The following is a 15,147-nucleotide window of genomic DNA, read 5'->3' as shown; positions in this document are numbered from 1 at the left end:
AGCGCCAACCACCTCATTTGAAACCTCTATAGTAGAGCTTACTCCGCAGCGCCAACTCCTGCTGCATCTAAGGATTCTTCCGTTACTTCCTCGTCAAGCGGATTAATCACTTTAACGCTGCGATAACGGTTCATACCTGTACCTGCAGGAATCAACTTACCGATAATAACGTTCTCTTTCAAGCCGAGCAATTGGTCGACTTTACCTTTGATCGCTGCATCAGTAAGAACGCGAGTCGTCTCCTGGAAGGATGCTGCAGACAAGAAGGAGTCTGTCTCCAAGGATGCCTTCGTGATACCGAGCAAGATCGGTTTCGCAACAGCAGGTTCCTTGCCAGAGAGGATCGCTTCTTTGTTCGCTGCTTCATATTCATGCATGTCAACGAATGACCCTGGAAGCAATGTCGTTTCACCCGCATCGATGATACGGATTTTGCGAAGCATTTGCTTGATCATAACTTCAACGTGCTTATCGTTAATTTCTACCCCTTGGTTCCGGTATACGCGTTGAACTTCCTGCAAGATGTAGTTCTGAACGCCACGGATACCCTTAATGCGGAGCATTTCTTTAGGGTCGATAGAACCGTCTGTAATCTCATCGCCGGCTTCGATTGCCATGCCTTCGCTTACGCGGACACGAGAACCGTATGTGACGGAGTACACTTTGGACTCTGCCTCACCTTGGACTTCGATTTCGCGACGATCTTTCGCTTCGCGAATTTCTTTAACCACACCATCGATCTCGGAAATAATCGCTTGCCCTTTCGGATTGCGCGCCTCGAACAACTCTTGGATACGCGGCAAACCTTGTGTAATATCGTCACCCGCGACACCACCGGTATGGAACGTACGCATGGTGAGCTGTGTACCTGGTTCACCGATGGACTGAGCCGCGATGATACCAACAGATTCACCAATTTCAACGTGCTTACCAGTCGCTAGGTTGCGACCATAACAAATTTTACATACACCGTGACGAGCACGGCAGCTGAGTACGGAACGGATCATCATCTTCTTGACGCCAGCATTGACGATCAATTCAGCCTTATCCGTATCAATCAGTTCGTTGCGGTTAACAAGGATCTCCTTTGTCTCCGGATGACGAACCGTTTCACCGGAATAGCGACCTTCGATACGGTCATACAAGCCTTCGATAACTTCCTTACCGTCGGAGATGTTTGCTACTAAGAAGCCTTTATCCGTACCGCAATCTTCTTCACGAACGATAACGTCTTGTGCAACGTCCACGAGACGACGAGTCAAGTAACCCGAGTCCGCCGTACGAAGAGCCGTATCCGCGAGACCTTTACGCGCACCGTGAGTGGAAATAAAGTATTCCAAGACCGTCAGGCCCTCACGGAAGTTCGATTTAATTGGCAACTCGATGATTCGACCGGACGGGTTGGCCATCAAACCACGCATACCACCCAGCTGAGTAATCTGCGATTTGTTACCCCGTGCTTTGGAGTCAACCATGAGCATGATGGAGTTGTAGCGTTCCATCGATTTCATCAAAATCTCGGTAATACGATCTTTCGTGTTCGACCATACCTCGATAACACGATCGTAACGTTCCTCATTCGTAATCAGACCACGACGATACTGATTTGTAATGACACGTACCTTCTCTTCGGATTCCTTCAAGATATCCACTTTCTCTTGCGGTACGATAACGTCGGATACAGCAATCGAGATACCTGCTTTTGTGGAATACGTAAAGCCGATCTCCTTGATTCGATCCAAAATAACCGAAGTCTTCGTTGTATGGAATACATCGAAGCAGCGGGCGATAATTTGACCAAGATAGTCTTTACCTACCCCACCTGTTTGCGGAATATTTTCGATTATCTCTCTAATATTCGCGCCTTTCTCGTATACGAAATAATGATCCGGTGTTCCCTCGAACAAATTGCGCTTCGTCGGCTCATTGATGTACGGGAAATCTGCCGGGAATATTTCGTTGAAAATGATACGTCCAACCGTTGTAATGAGGAACGCATCTTGTTGTTTTTCAGTAAAGTCAGACTTGCCCAATTCACGTACTGGAATTGCAACACGTGCATGCAAGGATGCTGAACCACGTTGATAAGCAGATACAGCCTCATTGACGGAGCCAAAGATCATGCCTGTTCCTTTAGCTTCCTTGTTGTCCATCGTCAAGTAGAAGGATCCAAGAACCATATCCTGAGATGGTGTTACAACTGGCTTACCGTCTTTCGGGTTCAAGATGTTGCCGGAAGCGAGCATAAGAAGACGAGCTTCTGCTTGTGCTTCTGCAGACAACGGAACGTGAACCGCCATTTGGTCACCGTCGAAGTCAGCGTTGTAGGCTGTACATACGAGTGGGTGAAGACGGATTGCTTTCCCTTCTACCAGAATCGGTTCAAATGCTTGGATACCGAGACGGTGAAGTGTTGGTGCACGGTTAAGCAAGACTGGGTGCTCACGAATAACCTCTTCGAGAACGTCCCATACTTCCGGGCTAATGCGCTCTACTTTACGTTTCGCGCTCTTAATGTTGTGTGCCAAACCTTTATTCACGAGTTCTTTCATGACAAAAGGTTTGAACAGCTCAAGCGCCATTTCCTTCGGCAAACCGCATTGGTACATCTTCAAGTAAGGACCTACGACGATAACGGAACGACCAGAGTAGTCAACCCGTTTACCGAGCAAGTTCTGACGGAAGCGACCTTGCTTACCTTTAAGCATATGGCTGAGCGATTTCAATGGACGGTTACCAGGGCCTGTTACTGGACGACCACGGCGTCCGTTATCAATCAAGGCGTCTACTGCTTCTTGCAGCATGCGTTTCTCATTCTGCACGATAATGTCTGGAGCACCCAAATCAAGCAAACGCTTCAAGCGGTTGTTCCGGTTGATAACACGGCGATACAGGTCATTCAAGTCAGACGTCGCGAAGCGACCGCCATCGAGCTGTACCATTGGACGAAGCTCTGGAGGAATAACCGGAAGAACATCGAGAATCATCCAATCTGGTTGGTTGCCAGAGTTACGGAATGCCTCGATTACTTCTAGTCGCTTGATCGCACGGTTGCGGCGTTGGCCTTGTGCCGTACGAAGCTCTTCCTTCAGCACTTCAAGTTCTTTCTCAACATCCAAATCTTGCAACAGCTTCTTAACTGCTTCAGCACCCATACCTGCTTGGAATGCATGACCATATTTCTCACGGTAGCTGCGATATTCCTTCTCGGAAAGCAGTTGCTTTTTCTCAAGAGGTGTATCCCCAGGCTCTGTTACAACATAAGAAGCAAAGTAAATGATCTCTTCCAAGGAGCGTGGAGACATGTCCAGCGCCAAGCCCATGCGGCTTGGAATTCCCTTGAAGTACCAAATATGCGATACAGGAGCAGCCAATTCAATATGGCCCATCCGTTCACGGCGCACCTTCTGGCGTGTTACTTCAACGCCGCATCGATCACAGACAACGCCTTTGTAACGTACACGCTTGTATTTACCGCAATGACACTCCCAGTCCTTCGTCGGTCCGAAAATCTTCTCGCAGAACAAACCTTCTTTCTCCGGTTTGAGCGTACGATAGTTAATCGTTTCCGGCTTCTTGACTTCGCCACGGGACCAAGAACGAATCTTTTCGGGAGAGGCAAGCCCGATTTTCATAAATTCAAAATTGTTGACGTCCATCAAGGAGCGACCCTCCTTAATCTGTACTTGAGTGTACCGCTCTGTCAGTACACAGGAGCGGAATTCTGTGTTCGAACCATATATGGGCTGGCGGTGGCCGTATAGCAATTCGCTAACGGCCACCGTCCGATCCAACGTTATACGACTTCGGCAGCTTACTCGGTGACGTACTCGTCATCCATGCCGAGATTCAACTTATCCTGCGGAATATCGTCATCTTCATCGATTTCACGCATCTCAATTTCTTCTTCGTTCTCTGTCAAGATCTTGACATCCATACCCAAGCTTTGCAGCTCTTTGATAAGAACCTTGAACGATTCAGGAACACCTGGCTCAGGAACATTTTCGCCCTTCACAATCGATTCATACGTCTTCACGCGGCCGACGACATCATCGGACTTGACTGTAAGAATCTCTTGCAATGTATAAGCTGCACCATAGGCTTCGAGTGCCCATACCTCCATCTCCCCGAAGCGCTGACCACCGAACTGTGCTTTACCACCGAGCGGCTGCTGCGTAACGAGAGAGTATGGTCCAGTAGAACGAGCATGGATCTTATCATCAACCATGTGTGCGAGCTTGATCATGTACATGACACCAACCGTAACTTCGCGCTCGAACGGGTCACCTGTACGACCATCGTACAAGATTGTCTTACCGTTGCGCTGCATGCCTGCTTCTTCCATCGTATCGAACACGTCATACTCTGTAGCACCGTCGAATACCGGAGTAGCCATGTGCATACCAAGATAACGTGCCGCCATACCCAAGTGAACCTCGAGTACCTGACCGATGTTCATCCGCGATGGTACCCCTAGTGGGTTCAAGACGACTTGAACAGGCGTACCGTCCGGAAGGAACGGCATATCTTCTTCAGGCAAGATACGTGCGATGACACCCTTGTTACCGTGGCGTCCCGCCATCTTATCACCCTCGGAAATTTTACGTTTTTGGGCAATATAAACACGAACGAGTTGATTCACACCTGGAGGGAGTTCGTCCCCGTTCTCACGTGTAAATACTTTAACATCAACGACGATACCGTCAGTACCGTGAGGCACACGCAAGGAAGTATCACGTACTTCACGCGCCTTCTCGCCGAAGATTGCATGCAAGAGGCGTTCTTCTGCTGTCAGTTCCGTAACCCCTTTAGGTGTTACTTTACCAACGAGAATGTCACCGTCTTTAATTTCCGCACCGACGCGAATGATTCCGCGCTCATCCAAGTTCTTGAGCGCTTCTTCGCCGACGTTCGGAATATCACGAGTAATCTCTTCTGGCCCAAGTTTCGTATCACGAGCTTCGGACTCGTACTCTTCGATGTGAATGGACGTGTATACATCCTCTTTCACCATCTTCTCGGAGAGCAAGATCGCATCCTCGTAGTTGTAACCTTCCCATGTCATGAACGCGACAACAACGTTGCGTCCAAGGGCCAATTCACCGACCTCTGTGGAAGGGCCGTCCGCCAAGATGTCGCCTTTCTTAACGATATCGCCTTTCTTGGCAAGTGGACGTTGGTTAATGCATGTTCCTTGGTTGGAACGCATAAACTTCTGCAATTTATATTTGACGAGGTCACCTCTGACCTCTTTACCATCAATCACTTCAACCTTGCGAACTTGAACTTCATTCGCTGTAACACGCTCGATGACACCGTCTACTTTGGAGACGATACATACACCAGAGTCTTTTGCAGACTTGTATTCCATTCCTGTACCAACAAACGGAGCTTCTGGTATGAGCAAAGGCACCGCTTGCCGCTGCATGTTCGATCCCATGAGCGCACGGTTGGAGTCATCGTTCTCCAAGAACGGAATGAGCGCTGTCGCTACCGACACAACCTGCTTCGGCGATACGTCCATGTAGTCAACACGATCCGTAGGCATCGTCAAGATGTTATCTGATTGCTTGTTGTAACGAACGATAGCTGTTTCGTCACGGAATGTGCCGTCTTCATTCAGCGGTGCATTCGCCTGTGCGACTACATAGTTATCTTCTTCGTCAGCAGTCATGTAATCGATTTGTTCTGTAACCTGCCCTGTCTTCGGATCGACCCAACGATATGGTGCTTCAATGAAGCCATACTCGTTCACTCGAGCAAACGTAGACAAGGAGTTGATCAAACCGATGTTCGGACCCTCTGGAGTCTCGATCGGACACATACGGCCATAGTGGGATGGATGGACGTCACGAACTTCAAAGCCCGCGCGCTCACGCGTCAAACCACCAGGTCCGAGTGCAGACAGACGACGCTTATGCGTAAGTTCCGCAAGTGGGTTCGTCTGATCCATGAACTGAGACAACTGCGAGCTACCGAAGAACTCTTTAATGGATGCAATAACCGGTCGAATGTTAATGAGCGCCTGTGGCGTAATCACGTTCGCATCTTGAATGGACATCCGCTCGCGCACAACGCGCTCCATACGGGACAAACCGATACGGAACTGGTTCTGCAGCAATTCACCAACGGAACGCAGACGACGGTTACCCAAGTGGTCGATATCATCTGTGCTACCAATTCCGTGCAGCAAGTTAATAAAGTAGTTGATCGACGAAATGATATCCGCTGGAGTAATGTTCTTCACGGACTTGTCGATATTGCGGTTTGCAATAATTTTAGTAACTTTACCGTCCTCAATTGGCGAGAACACGTCGATGACTTGAACCGGAATATCTTCCGACTCCATAACTCCGCCTGCCACATGATAGGTTTTGAAACCTACATTGCTTTCAAGACGAGGCAGAATTTCGTCCAAGAGACGACGGTCAACAACTTGACCTGCTTCAGCAATGATTTCGCCTGTTTCTGTATCAACAAGCGATTCCGCCAAGCGTTGATTGAACAAACGGTTCTTAATGTGAAGCTTCTTATTAATCTTGTAACGACCTACATTCGCTAGATCATAGCGCTTCGGATCGAAGAAACGTGCAATCAGCAAGCTTCTTGCATTCTCGAGTGTAGGAGGCTCGCCCGGACGCAGACGCTCGTAGATTTCAATCAGAGCCTTCTCTGTTGAATCCGTATTATCTTTGTCCAGCGTATTGCGGATATACTCATCATGGCCAAGCAAATCTAAGATTTGCTCGTCTGTACCGAATCCGAGTGCTCTCAGCAATACTGTAACTGGAATTTTACGAGTACGGTCGATACGAACATAGATAATGTCCTTCGCATCCATCTCAAGTTCCAGCCATGCACCACGATTCGGAATAACTGTCGCCGTGTAAGTTTTCTTCCCGTTCTTGTCAACTTTAGTACTGAAATAGACACTCGGAGAGCGAACCAACTGGCTGACAATTACACGTTCAGCACCATTAATGACGAACGTGCCCGTTTCCGTCATGAGCGGGAAATCACCCATAAACACTTCCTGCTCTTTGACCTCTCCGGTCTCTTTGTTAAGAAGGCGCACTTTGACGCGGAGCGGCGCCGCATAAGTTACATCGCGTTCTTTCGAATCATCGACTGTATATTTGGGTTCACCCAAGCTGTAATCGATAAATTCCAAAACCAAATTACCTGTGAAATCCTGAATCGGCGAAATATCTTGGAACATTTCGCGCAATCCTTCGTCCAAAAACCATTGATACGATTTCTGTTGGATTTCAATCAAGTTCGGAACTTCGAGTACCTCTTTGATGCGCGCATAACTGCGCCGAGTGCGTCGTCCATATTGAACAAGATGTCCTGCCAACTTTAACTCACCCCTCATGTCTACTCACAAAAATGGATTGCGAATCCTTTTCGGTATCCTTTATAATAAAGTCCACGAAAGAGACTCTAAAAACAAATAATATAGTACAAAATGTCAGAAAAAAGAAAAACGCACGTTCACGGCAAAACGCAAATGCGATGGACGCCGTTTTCCCCCGTGTCGCCGTTTCCTGTTGACGATACAACTACATATCCGATAGACTTGCCCAAAATGTAAACATTATACGTCATTTCGCAAAAATGTATGCATCCTTTCAAAAAAAGGCTTGACATTTGGGCCATGTGTAGACATGGAGTCCATCCTAATACTGACATTTTATAATAATACCATATTGGGCACTCAGAGTCAACTTGGAAATGATTTCTTCGCTTGATAGATCCGATACCCTTTGTCCCTCACAACTAACTCTACGTTATCTTCTCCAAACAACTGCTGCAGCTTCGCTTCCGCTGATGGCGCTCCCTGTTTCTTCTGAATGACAATCCATAGAGAACCTCCGTCTGCTAAATGCTCATAGGATTGTTCAAAGATGCGATGAACAACCTCTTTGCCTGCACGAATCGGCGGATTGGTGAGAATAACAGAATAATGCTCACTACCTAGCGCATTGAGGCCATCACTCTCTTGAATCGTGACGTTATGGACTCCATTTAGAAGAGCGTTCTCTCTCGCTAAATCTAAGGCTCGCTCATTCACATCTACCATCGTTACTCGTCCGCGCTTAGCCAGTTTTGCAGCTGTTAATCCAATCGGCCCATAGCCACAGCCGACATCAAGAACGGTGGCGTCTTCAGGAATGTCCATGCAATCAATCAGCACTCGACTGCCGTAATCGACACCACCTTTGGAAAATACACCGGCATCCGACACGAATGCTAGCTGCATACCTCGCAAGGATACCGTCCATTTCTTGCGATTATGCTCTACATCTGGACGCTTGCTGTAATAATGCCCTGCCATCTTGATCCCTTCCTGTCATGGTAAAAATAAAAAGTGCTATCGTTCATTGGCTAAGATGCGCGTCGAGTTCCCTATTTACACTTCGTATTCGATGACACCTAAGCTAAATCGGTAAGTCGTATCTTAGACAACGAACCCCTTGAAAACAAGTTCCAAGGGGTTCGCACTTTGCAAGCAGAGATTACTTCACTTCTACAGATGCGCCAGCTTCTTCGAGCTTCGCTTTTACTGCTTCTGCTTCTTCTTTGCTTACTTTTTCTTTCAATGGTTTCGGGCAGTTGTCTACCAAGTCTTTAGCTTCTTTCAAGCCAAGACCAGTGATTTCACGAACAACTTTGATAACGTTGATTTTGCCTGCGCCTGGTGCAGTCAAGATTACGTCAAACTCAGTTTGTTCAGCTGCGCCAGCATCACCAGCTGCGCCACCCATTACAGCTACAGGAGCTGCTGCAGTTACGCCGAATTCTTCTTCAATTGCTTTAACAAGGTCGTTCAATTCCAATACGGACATGCCTTTGATGGCTTCCAAGATTTGCTCTTTGCTCATTTGTTAAACCTCCATATTTAATAAAGTGTATGTTACGCGATTAAGCTTACGCTTCCGCTTCGTTCTTCTCTGCAACGGCTTTGACAGCCAATGCGAAGTTGCGCATTGGTGCTTGGAGCACGCTGAGCAACATGGACAACAAACCTTCGCGGGAAGGCAATGCTGCCAAGGCTTTGATTTGATCCACGTCAACGACGCGACCTTCAACTACTCCACCCTTAATTTCAAGAGCTTCGTTTTTCTTTGCAAAGTCGTTCAAGATTTTCGCAGGTGCTACTGCGTCTTCACGACTGAATGCGATAGCTGTCGGACCAGACAATACTTCATCAAGTTCAGACAACTCAGCTGCTGCTGTCGCACGGCGTACCAATGTATTTTTCAATACTTGGAATTCGATGCCTGCTTCGCGCAGTTGCTTACGAAGTTCAGTAACTTGAGATACTGTCAATCCACGGTAGTCAGCAACAACCGTTGTAGCGCTGCTACGGAATTTCTCAGCGATATCTTGTACAGCTTGCTGTTTCGCTTCGATTACTTTTGCGTTTGCCACTCGTTCCACCTCCTACAAGGTTCTACTTAACACCGCATCCTGTCCGAGATCTTCTACCTACTTCAGCATAAGAAAAGCCTCTGCAGTTTACTACAGAGGCATCACGATAGCACTTGGTGCGCAGACGTGTCAACGACACGCTCCAAGCACTCAGTCTATTTCGAACACCTCGGTAGGAGATTAAGCCTTTCGGCACCTACTGTCTACGGTACGATTATTCAAAAGTTAATTGCACATCATGTGTTAGCAACTCTATTAGCATAGCATGGACAGTTGAACCATGTCAACCACTCACAAAACTTGCCAACAGATTCCCACTAAAGAATAAATCTTAGCGGAAAGATGCTGTGTTCACACGTGCTGCAGGGCCCATCGTGGAAGAAACCGCGATGTTTTTCAAATACACGCCTTTAGCCGCTGCTGGCTTCGCACGGTTCAATGCATCGATCAACGCTTTGAAGTTGTCATGCAACTTGTCTGCATCGAAAGAAGCTTTACCGATTGGTGCGTGGATTTGTCCTGCTTTGTCCAGACGGTACTCGATTTTACCAGCTTTGATCTCTTGAACAGCTTTAGTAACGTCGAATGTAACCGTACCAGCTTTAGGGTTAGGCATGAGACCTTTACCACCGAGGATACGTCCCAATTTACCTACTTCGCTCATCATGTCTGGCGTAGCTACGCAGACATCGAAGTCGAACCAGCCTTGTTGAATTTTGTTGATCATATCTTGATCGCCTACAAAATCAGCACCAGCTGCTTCTGCTTCTTTTGCTTTTTCGCCTTTTGCAAAGACGAGAACGCGTTTTGTTTTACCTGTACCGTGTGGAAGTACAACTACCCCACGAACAGCTTGGTCTTGTTTACGAGGGTCTACACCCAAGCGAACAGCAACTTCAACTGTTTCGTCGAATTTTGCTGTAGCCGATTTCTTAACCAACTCAATGGCTTCCATCGACTCATAAGCAGCATCTCTATCGATAAGCTTTGCAGCTTCGACATATTTCTTGCCACGTTTTGCCATGATTATTTCCTCCTTTGTGGTTTTAACGGATTAACCTCCCACATGCGCCAAAGAAGAACGTATTAGTCTTCTACGACAAAGCCCATGCTGCGAGCTGTACCTTCAACCATACGCATAGCCGATTCAACGGATGCTGCGTTCAGGTCAGGCATTTTTTGCTCAGCGATTTGACGTACAACGTCGCGTTTCACTGTTGCAACTTTTTTCGTGTTCGGTTCACCGGAACCTTTTTCGACCTTAGCCGCTACTTTCAACAATACTGCAGCCGGTGGAGTCTTCGTGATGAACGTAAAGGAACGATCTTCGAATACAGAGATTTCTACAGGAATAATCAAACCTGCTTGATCAGCTGTTTTCGCATTGAATTCCTTACAGAACGCCATGATGTTGACACCCGCTTGACCCAATGCTGGACCTACCGGAGGCGCTGGATTCGCCTTACCCGCTGGAATTTGCAATTTAACGACTTTAATGACCTTTTTCGCCATTTCAAACACCTCCTTGCGCTAGTTATGTGAGGTTCAGGTTGCCCTATCTCACAGTAGAAACCAATAGAAAGATGTATTAGATCTTCTCCACTTGGTGGTAATCCAACTCAAGAGGGGTTTCTCTTCCAAACATGTTGACATGAACCTTAAGCTTCTGCTTGTCTGTAATGATCTCTTCGACCGTACCGACGAAGTTTGCGAAAGGCCCTACCATAATGCGAACCGATTCCTTCAAGTCGAAATCGACTTTTGCTCTCGGATCTTCCATGCCCATTGTCTTTAAGATCTGATCGACCTCTTCAGGCAACAGTGGAATAGGCTTTGAACCAGAGCCGGTAGATCCGACGAATCCGGTAACCCCTGGCGTGTTGCGAACAACATACCAAGACTCATCCGTCTGAATCATTTCAACCAAAACATAACCCGGGTAAACTTTACGCATGACAACTTTCTTTTTGCCATCCTTGTTTACCATTTCTTCTTCCATCGGAACAAGAACGCGGAATATTTTGTCTTCCATGCCCATGGATTCAACGCGCTTTTCCAAATTGGCTTTAACTTTGTTCTCATAACCTGAGTAGGTATGAACAACGTACCATCTTTTTTCCATAACTAAGCCACCTTGGGACTTTATTAAATAATCGCTTCGACTATCGCGGAAATTCCGATATCAAGGACCCAGAAATAAAGCGTCATAAAGATAACCGTGGCTAAAACGACGATCGTATAGCTTGTCAGTTCTTTACGACTGGGCCAGCGAACCTTTTTTAATTCACCCCAGCTGTCGGCAAAGAAGGAAAACATCGAACCGAAACTTTGTTTCAGTTTCCCGAAGAAAGCCACGGACTACACCTCCATCAGACTTATCTCGTTTCGCGATGAGAAGTATGCTCGTTGCAGAACTTGCAGAATTTCTTCAACTCAATGCGGTCTGGGTGATTACGTTTGTTCTTTGTTGTCGTATAGTTGCGTTGTTTGCAGTTCGTGCAAGCCATCGTAACGATTACCCGCATGTAGTACACCTCCTGAAGACACCTTAATGATAAGAAGCGTCGAATTTCCCCAAGCAGAAACGGATTGACCATCCTTCTACAGGGGGACAAATCGTCTCTTGTTCGCTGAATAATCCACTCTCAGTCTAATAACCAATCATTTCTTATTCAGTAAATACGTACGCATATTTAGGGCTACCTAAAACACTTTATCACAAGGGGCAAATGATGTCAATGATAAGATGTTGACGCCGTGGGGGGCGATGTCATTCACTCTATCATATCCGACAGCTGCTTGACAAAGGAAAAGATCACTAATGTTCCTAGTCGCTATCAGTATGGTGGAATATTACGCAATCTAAACCTTCATTCTCGTAAACTTTCGATGTAAAATTAGTTGCCTTCAACCGGGGACAGTTACTTCCCTATGTACACAATGAAAAAGAGCCTATCTCCCATACTAGGTTGATAAGCTCCTACATCTGTATTCGACTAATTAACATCCGCTATCCCCGCCATCCCGTAATTCCAAATATCGCTCCAACTTTCGCTTGACTCGCTGCAGCGCATTGTCTATCGATTTGACGTGGCGATCCAGATCAACGGCAATTTCCTGATAGGAACGCCCATCCAAGTACAACATGAGCACTTTCCGTTCCAAATCGCTCAAAATTTCAGACATCTTGTCCTCGAGCCCAACGAATTCTTCTTGATTAATGATCAATTCTTCTGGATCAGACACCCGCGAGCCACCAATCACATCTAGCAAGGTGCGATCTGAATCTTCGTCATATATCGGCTTATCCAACGACACATAAGAATTCAATGGTATGTGCTTCTGGCGCGTCGCCGTCTTAATCGCAGTAATAATCTGTCTCGTAATGCACAGTTCGGCGAATGCCTTGAATGATGCCAGCTTGTCTCCCTTAAAATCACGGATTGCCTTGTATAATCCGATCATGCCCTCTTGAACAATATCCTCACGGTCAGCGCCGATTAGAAAATATGAGCGTGCTTTTGCTCGAACGAAATTGCGGTACTTGTTAATTAAGTATTCGAGCGCTTCGCTATCTCCCTCCCTGACCGCGTCGACTAGCTGTTCATCCGACGAACGATCGTATGAGGAGGTGCTTAATACTTTGAGGTCAACACTCACTAGCAATCCCTCCGGCCTGCAACGCAATCCACCCGTTACATCACAAATGATAGATTCAGTATATATGAATCTATCTATCATCGTCAACCAAAGGAAGCCTTATCCTGTGCGGAATTTGAGCATTATTCCAAAATAAGTCTATGCATTTGACTGCATACGCCAATAATAACGTTGAAAATGACGCTCATGCTCCTGTCCTACGCTACTCAATCTTCTTCCCCACGGCGCAGCCGTTCAAGCTTAAGCAGTTGATCCAGCTTAAGCTTGCCTTCAATCGGGTTACGCTTGATCGGCTGCAGCGCCTGTTCACGAATCTTCGTCTCCACCTCACGCCGGGCCTGTACAATAATGAGCCTCAGCTCGCGTGCCGAAATACGAAGTGCACCTTGTGCAAAAGCTACGTTCTGTTCTGTCATGTCCGATGTTGCTACGTAGATTTGACGGCGGCGATGCCCAAGTTCCCTGGCAAGACGCTCGATGCATTCATCCGCTGTCTCTTTCTCCTTCGTAAACTGTACAGAGACTTTACCCTGGGTGTATTTGGCGCCTAGGCCAGGAACGCGATATGCATCGAATACCACAATTACTCTTCGGCCGGAATATGCTAGATAGTCTGCAAGCATATTTAACAGTCGTTCTCTTGCTTCATCTAAGTCTTTATCTTTCAGCTCTCTTAATTCCGGCCACGCCCCGATCATGTTGTAGCCGTCAACAAGAAGCACATCGCGCCAATCCTGCCGATCCATACCGGGCAGCCTCAGCCGCGACGTCGGCGCACGACCTCATACATGAAGATGCCTGCAGCTACCGACGCATTAAGCGAGTTAATTTGCCCTGCCATTGGAAGCTTATACAACATATCGCAATTTTCCCGAACAAGTCTGCCCATTCCTTTATTCTCGTTACCGATGACAAGCGCGATTGGAAGATTGAATACATCCGCTTCATAAATGTCTTGAGTTGCTGTTACATCTGTACCTACGATCCACACTCCACGGTCTTTAAGCTGCTGCATCGTCTGAACCAAATTCGTCACCTTGGCTACCGGCACATACTCGACAGCTCCAGCAGAAGTCTTAGATACCGTAGCAGTCAGTCCAGCTGAGCGGCGCTTCGGAATAACTACGCCATGCGCACCTGTGCAGTCCGCTGTACGAAGAATGGAACCCAAATTGTGCGGATCCTCGATCTCATCCAGTAGGATCAGAAACGGAGTCTCTCCTTTAGCCTCAGCTTGAGCTAAAATATCTTCCACTTCTACATAATGATAAGCTGCAACCTGTGCGACAACTCCTTGATGCTGAACCCCCTCGACCATTTGATCGAGCTTGCGCTTATCGACCATTTGAATCACGACGCCAGCTTTCTTGGCTTCTGCAATAATCGGCCCTGTTAAATGTTTTTGTGCATTTTCCGCAATCCATACTTTATTTATCGTTCTCCCGGATTTGAGCGCCTCGGTTACCGAATGCTTCCCGGCAATATATTCTTCTTCATGCATGCGTAAGTGTGCCTCCCGTCTAGATGTTTCCCTTTTACTTTTGCTGCTGTTCTGTCCCATGTGCTTGAACAATCATAGTAACGAATTGCCGCATCCGTTCAAAATTTTCATTCAGATATAAATAGCCGAATAAAGATTCAAGCGCTGTAGCCTGTCTATATTCACTTACGTTCGCACTTTTCGGCACACTGGACTTCGTATTGCGTCCTTGACGAACGACGTCTGCTTCTTCATCTGTTAATATCGGCATCAGAAGCGATAGCGCACGCGCCTGCGCCTTGGCAGATACATACCCCGTCGCTTCACGATGCAGGTGGTTCGGCCGATGATTCGGCTGTGATATAAGATATTGTCTGATGGCAACTTCGAAGATTGCATCGCCTATATAAGCGAGTACAATCGGATTAAGTTGCTGCGGCCGCTTGGTCGGGGCGAAAGGGAACAGCCATGTTCCAGCATCCCCTGACCTTGCTTCTATTGTTGTCGATTGATGTTCCTGTTGATTATCATTCATTGCGTATGCATAAGCTCCTTCGTCGACCGTAATGCCG

The 15,147-nt window shown here is 47.0% G+C and carries 14 protein-coding genes and 1 other annotated feature; all 14 genes read right to left on the bottom strand.

Features of this window, described 5'->3' with window-relative positions:
- Positions 1-38: 38 nt before the first annotated feature.
- Complete coding sequence (gene rpoC / locus M3661_RS26815; protein WP_021252465.1) at positions 39-3,662, bottom strand: DNA-directed RNA polymerase subunit beta'; 3,624 nt, start codon at positions 3,660-3,662, stop codon at positions 39-41.
- A 152-nt stretch (positions 3,663-3,814) separates the two neighbouring features.
- Entirely contained in the window at positions 3,815-7,357 is a 3,543-nt protein-coding gene (rpoB, locus tag M3661_RS26810) for a DNA-directed RNA polymerase subunit beta (protein WP_021252466.1), read from the bottom strand.
- Positions 7,358-7,723: 366 nt separating this feature from the next.
- Positions 7,724-8,338, bottom strand: a complete 615-nt coding sequence (locus M3661_RS26805) for a class I SAM-dependent methyltransferase (RefSeq protein WP_251490018.1) — start codon at positions 8,336-8,338, stop codon at positions 7,724-7,726.
- A 181-nt stretch (positions 8,339-8,519) separates the two neighbouring features.
- Positions 8,520-8,885: a 50S ribosomal protein L7/L12 gene (gene rplL, locus M3661_RS26800; protein ID WP_021252468.1), complete on the bottom strand. Its 366-nt coding sequence runs from the start codon at positions 8,883-8,885 to the stop codon at positions 8,520-8,522.
- A 46-nt stretch (positions 8,886-8,931) separates the two neighbouring features.
- Positions 8,932-9,435: a 50S ribosomal protein L10 gene (rplJ, locus tag M3661_RS26795; protein WP_251490016.1), complete on the bottom strand. Its 504-nt coding sequence runs from the start codon at positions 9,433-9,435 to the stop codon at positions 8,932-8,934.
- 61 nt (positions 9,436-9,496) lie between these two features.
- Positions 9,497-9,662: a sequence feature (ribosomal protein L10 leader region), on the bottom strand.
- Positions 9,663-9,766: 104 nt separating this feature from the next.
- On the bottom strand, positions 9,767-10,459 hold the full coding sequence (gene rplA, locus M3661_RS26790) for a 50S ribosomal protein L1 (protein WP_021252470.1): 693 nt from the start codon (positions 10,457-10,459) through the stop codon (positions 9,767-9,769).
- Positions 10,460-10,521: 62 nt separating this feature from the next.
- Positions 10,522-10,947: a 50S ribosomal protein L11 gene (rplK, locus tag M3661_RS26785; RefSeq protein WP_021252471.1), complete on the bottom strand. Its 426-nt coding sequence runs from the start codon at positions 10,945-10,947 to the stop codon at positions 10,522-10,524.
- 76 nt (positions 10,948-11,023) lie between these two features.
- A complete protein-coding gene (nusG, locus tag M3661_RS26780; protein WP_021252472.1) occupies positions 11,024-11,557 on the bottom strand; it encodes a transcription termination/antitermination protein NusG in 534 nt (177 codons plus the stop codon).
- 23 nt (positions 11,558-11,580) lie between these two features.
- Positions 11,581-11,772, bottom strand: a complete 192-nt coding sequence (gene secE / locus M3661_RS26775) for a preprotein translocase subunit SecE (protein WP_028532522.1) — start codon at positions 11,770-11,772, stop codon at positions 11,581-11,583.
- A 38-nt stretch (positions 11,773-11,810) separates the two neighbouring features.
- Complete coding sequence (gene rpmG, locus M3661_RS26770; protein ID WP_019420680.1) at positions 11,811-11,960, bottom strand: 50S ribosomal protein L33; 150 nt, start codon at positions 11,958-11,960, stop codon at positions 11,811-11,813.
- Positions 11,961-12,435: 475 nt separating this feature from the next.
- Positions 12,436-13,095 (bottom strand): RNA polymerase sporulation sigma factor SigH, encoded by a 660-nt coding sequence (gene sigH, locus M3661_RS26765; RefSeq protein ID WP_021252474.1) that lies wholly within the window; start codon positions 13,093-13,095, stop codon positions 12,436-12,438.
- Between the two features lie 206 nt (positions 13,096-13,301).
- Positions 13,302-13,841, bottom strand: coding sequence for an NYN domain-containing protein (locus M3661_RS26760; RefSeq protein ID WP_021252475.1), 540 nt, complete (start codon positions 13,839-13,841; stop codon positions 13,302-13,304).
- An 11-nt stretch (positions 13,842-13,852) separates the two neighbouring features.
- Positions 13,853-14,596, bottom strand: a complete 744-nt coding sequence (gene rlmB, locus M3661_RS26755; RefSeq protein ID WP_028532524.1) for a 23S rRNA (guanosine(2251)-2'-O)-methyltransferase RlmB — start codon at positions 14,594-14,596, stop codon at positions 13,853-13,855.
- Between the two features lie 34 nt (positions 14,597-14,630).
- The gene (locus M3661_RS26750) at positions 14,631-15,110 is read right to left on the bottom strand and encodes a Mini-ribonuclease 3 (protein ID WP_028532525.1); all 480 of its coding nucleotides are present in this window, start codon (positions 15,108-15,110) and stop codon (positions 14,631-14,633) included.
- Positions 15,111-15,147: the final 37 nt, after the last annotated feature.

This window comes from Paenibacillus sp. MER 180 (genome assembly GCF_023713665.1).
GTDB classification, from domain to species: Bacteria; Bacillota; Bacilli; order Paenibacillales; family Paenibacillaceae; genus Paenibacillus_B; species Paenibacillus_B suaedae.
Note: the sequence above shows the minus strand (reverse complement) of the source record. Positions and strands in the feature narration are given on the sequence as shown.

Bases quoted from the DNA above. Each gene is read 5' to 3' on its own strand.
- M3661_RS26805 (WP_251490018.1), bottom strand. From the start codon at position 8,338: ATGGCAGGGCATTATTACAGCAAGCGTCCAGATGTAGAGCATAATCGC.
- rplL (WP_021252468.1), bottom strand. From the start codon at position 8,885: ATGAGCAAAGAGCAAATCTTGGAAGCCATCAAAGGCATGTCCGTATTG.
- rplA (WP_021252470.1), bottom strand. From the start codon at position 10,459: ATGGCAAAACGTGGCAAGAAATATGTCGAAGCTGCAAAGCTTATCGAT.
- rplK (WP_021252471.1), bottom strand. From the start codon at position 10,947: ATGGCGAAAAAGGTCATTAAAGTCGTTAAATTGCAAATTCCAGCGGGT.
- nusG (WP_021252472.1), bottom strand. From the start codon at position 11,557: ATGGAAAAAAGATGGTACGTTGTTCATACCTACTCAGGTTATGAGAAC.
- rpmG (WP_019420680.1), bottom strand. From the start codon at position 11,960: ATGCGGGTAATCGTTACGATGGCTTGCACGAACTGCAAACAACGCAAC.
- M3661_RS26760 (WP_021252475.1), bottom strand. From the start codon at position 13,841: ATGGATCGGCAGGATTGGCGCGATGTGCTTCTTGTTGACGGCTACAAC.
- rlmB (WP_028532524.1), bottom strand. From the start codon at position 14,596: ATGCATGAAGAAGAATATATTGCCGGGAAGCATTCGGTAACCGAGGCG.
- M3661_RS26750 (WP_028532525.1), bottom strand. From the start codon at position 15,110: ATGAATGATAATCAACAGGAACATCAATCGACAACAATAGAAGCAAGG.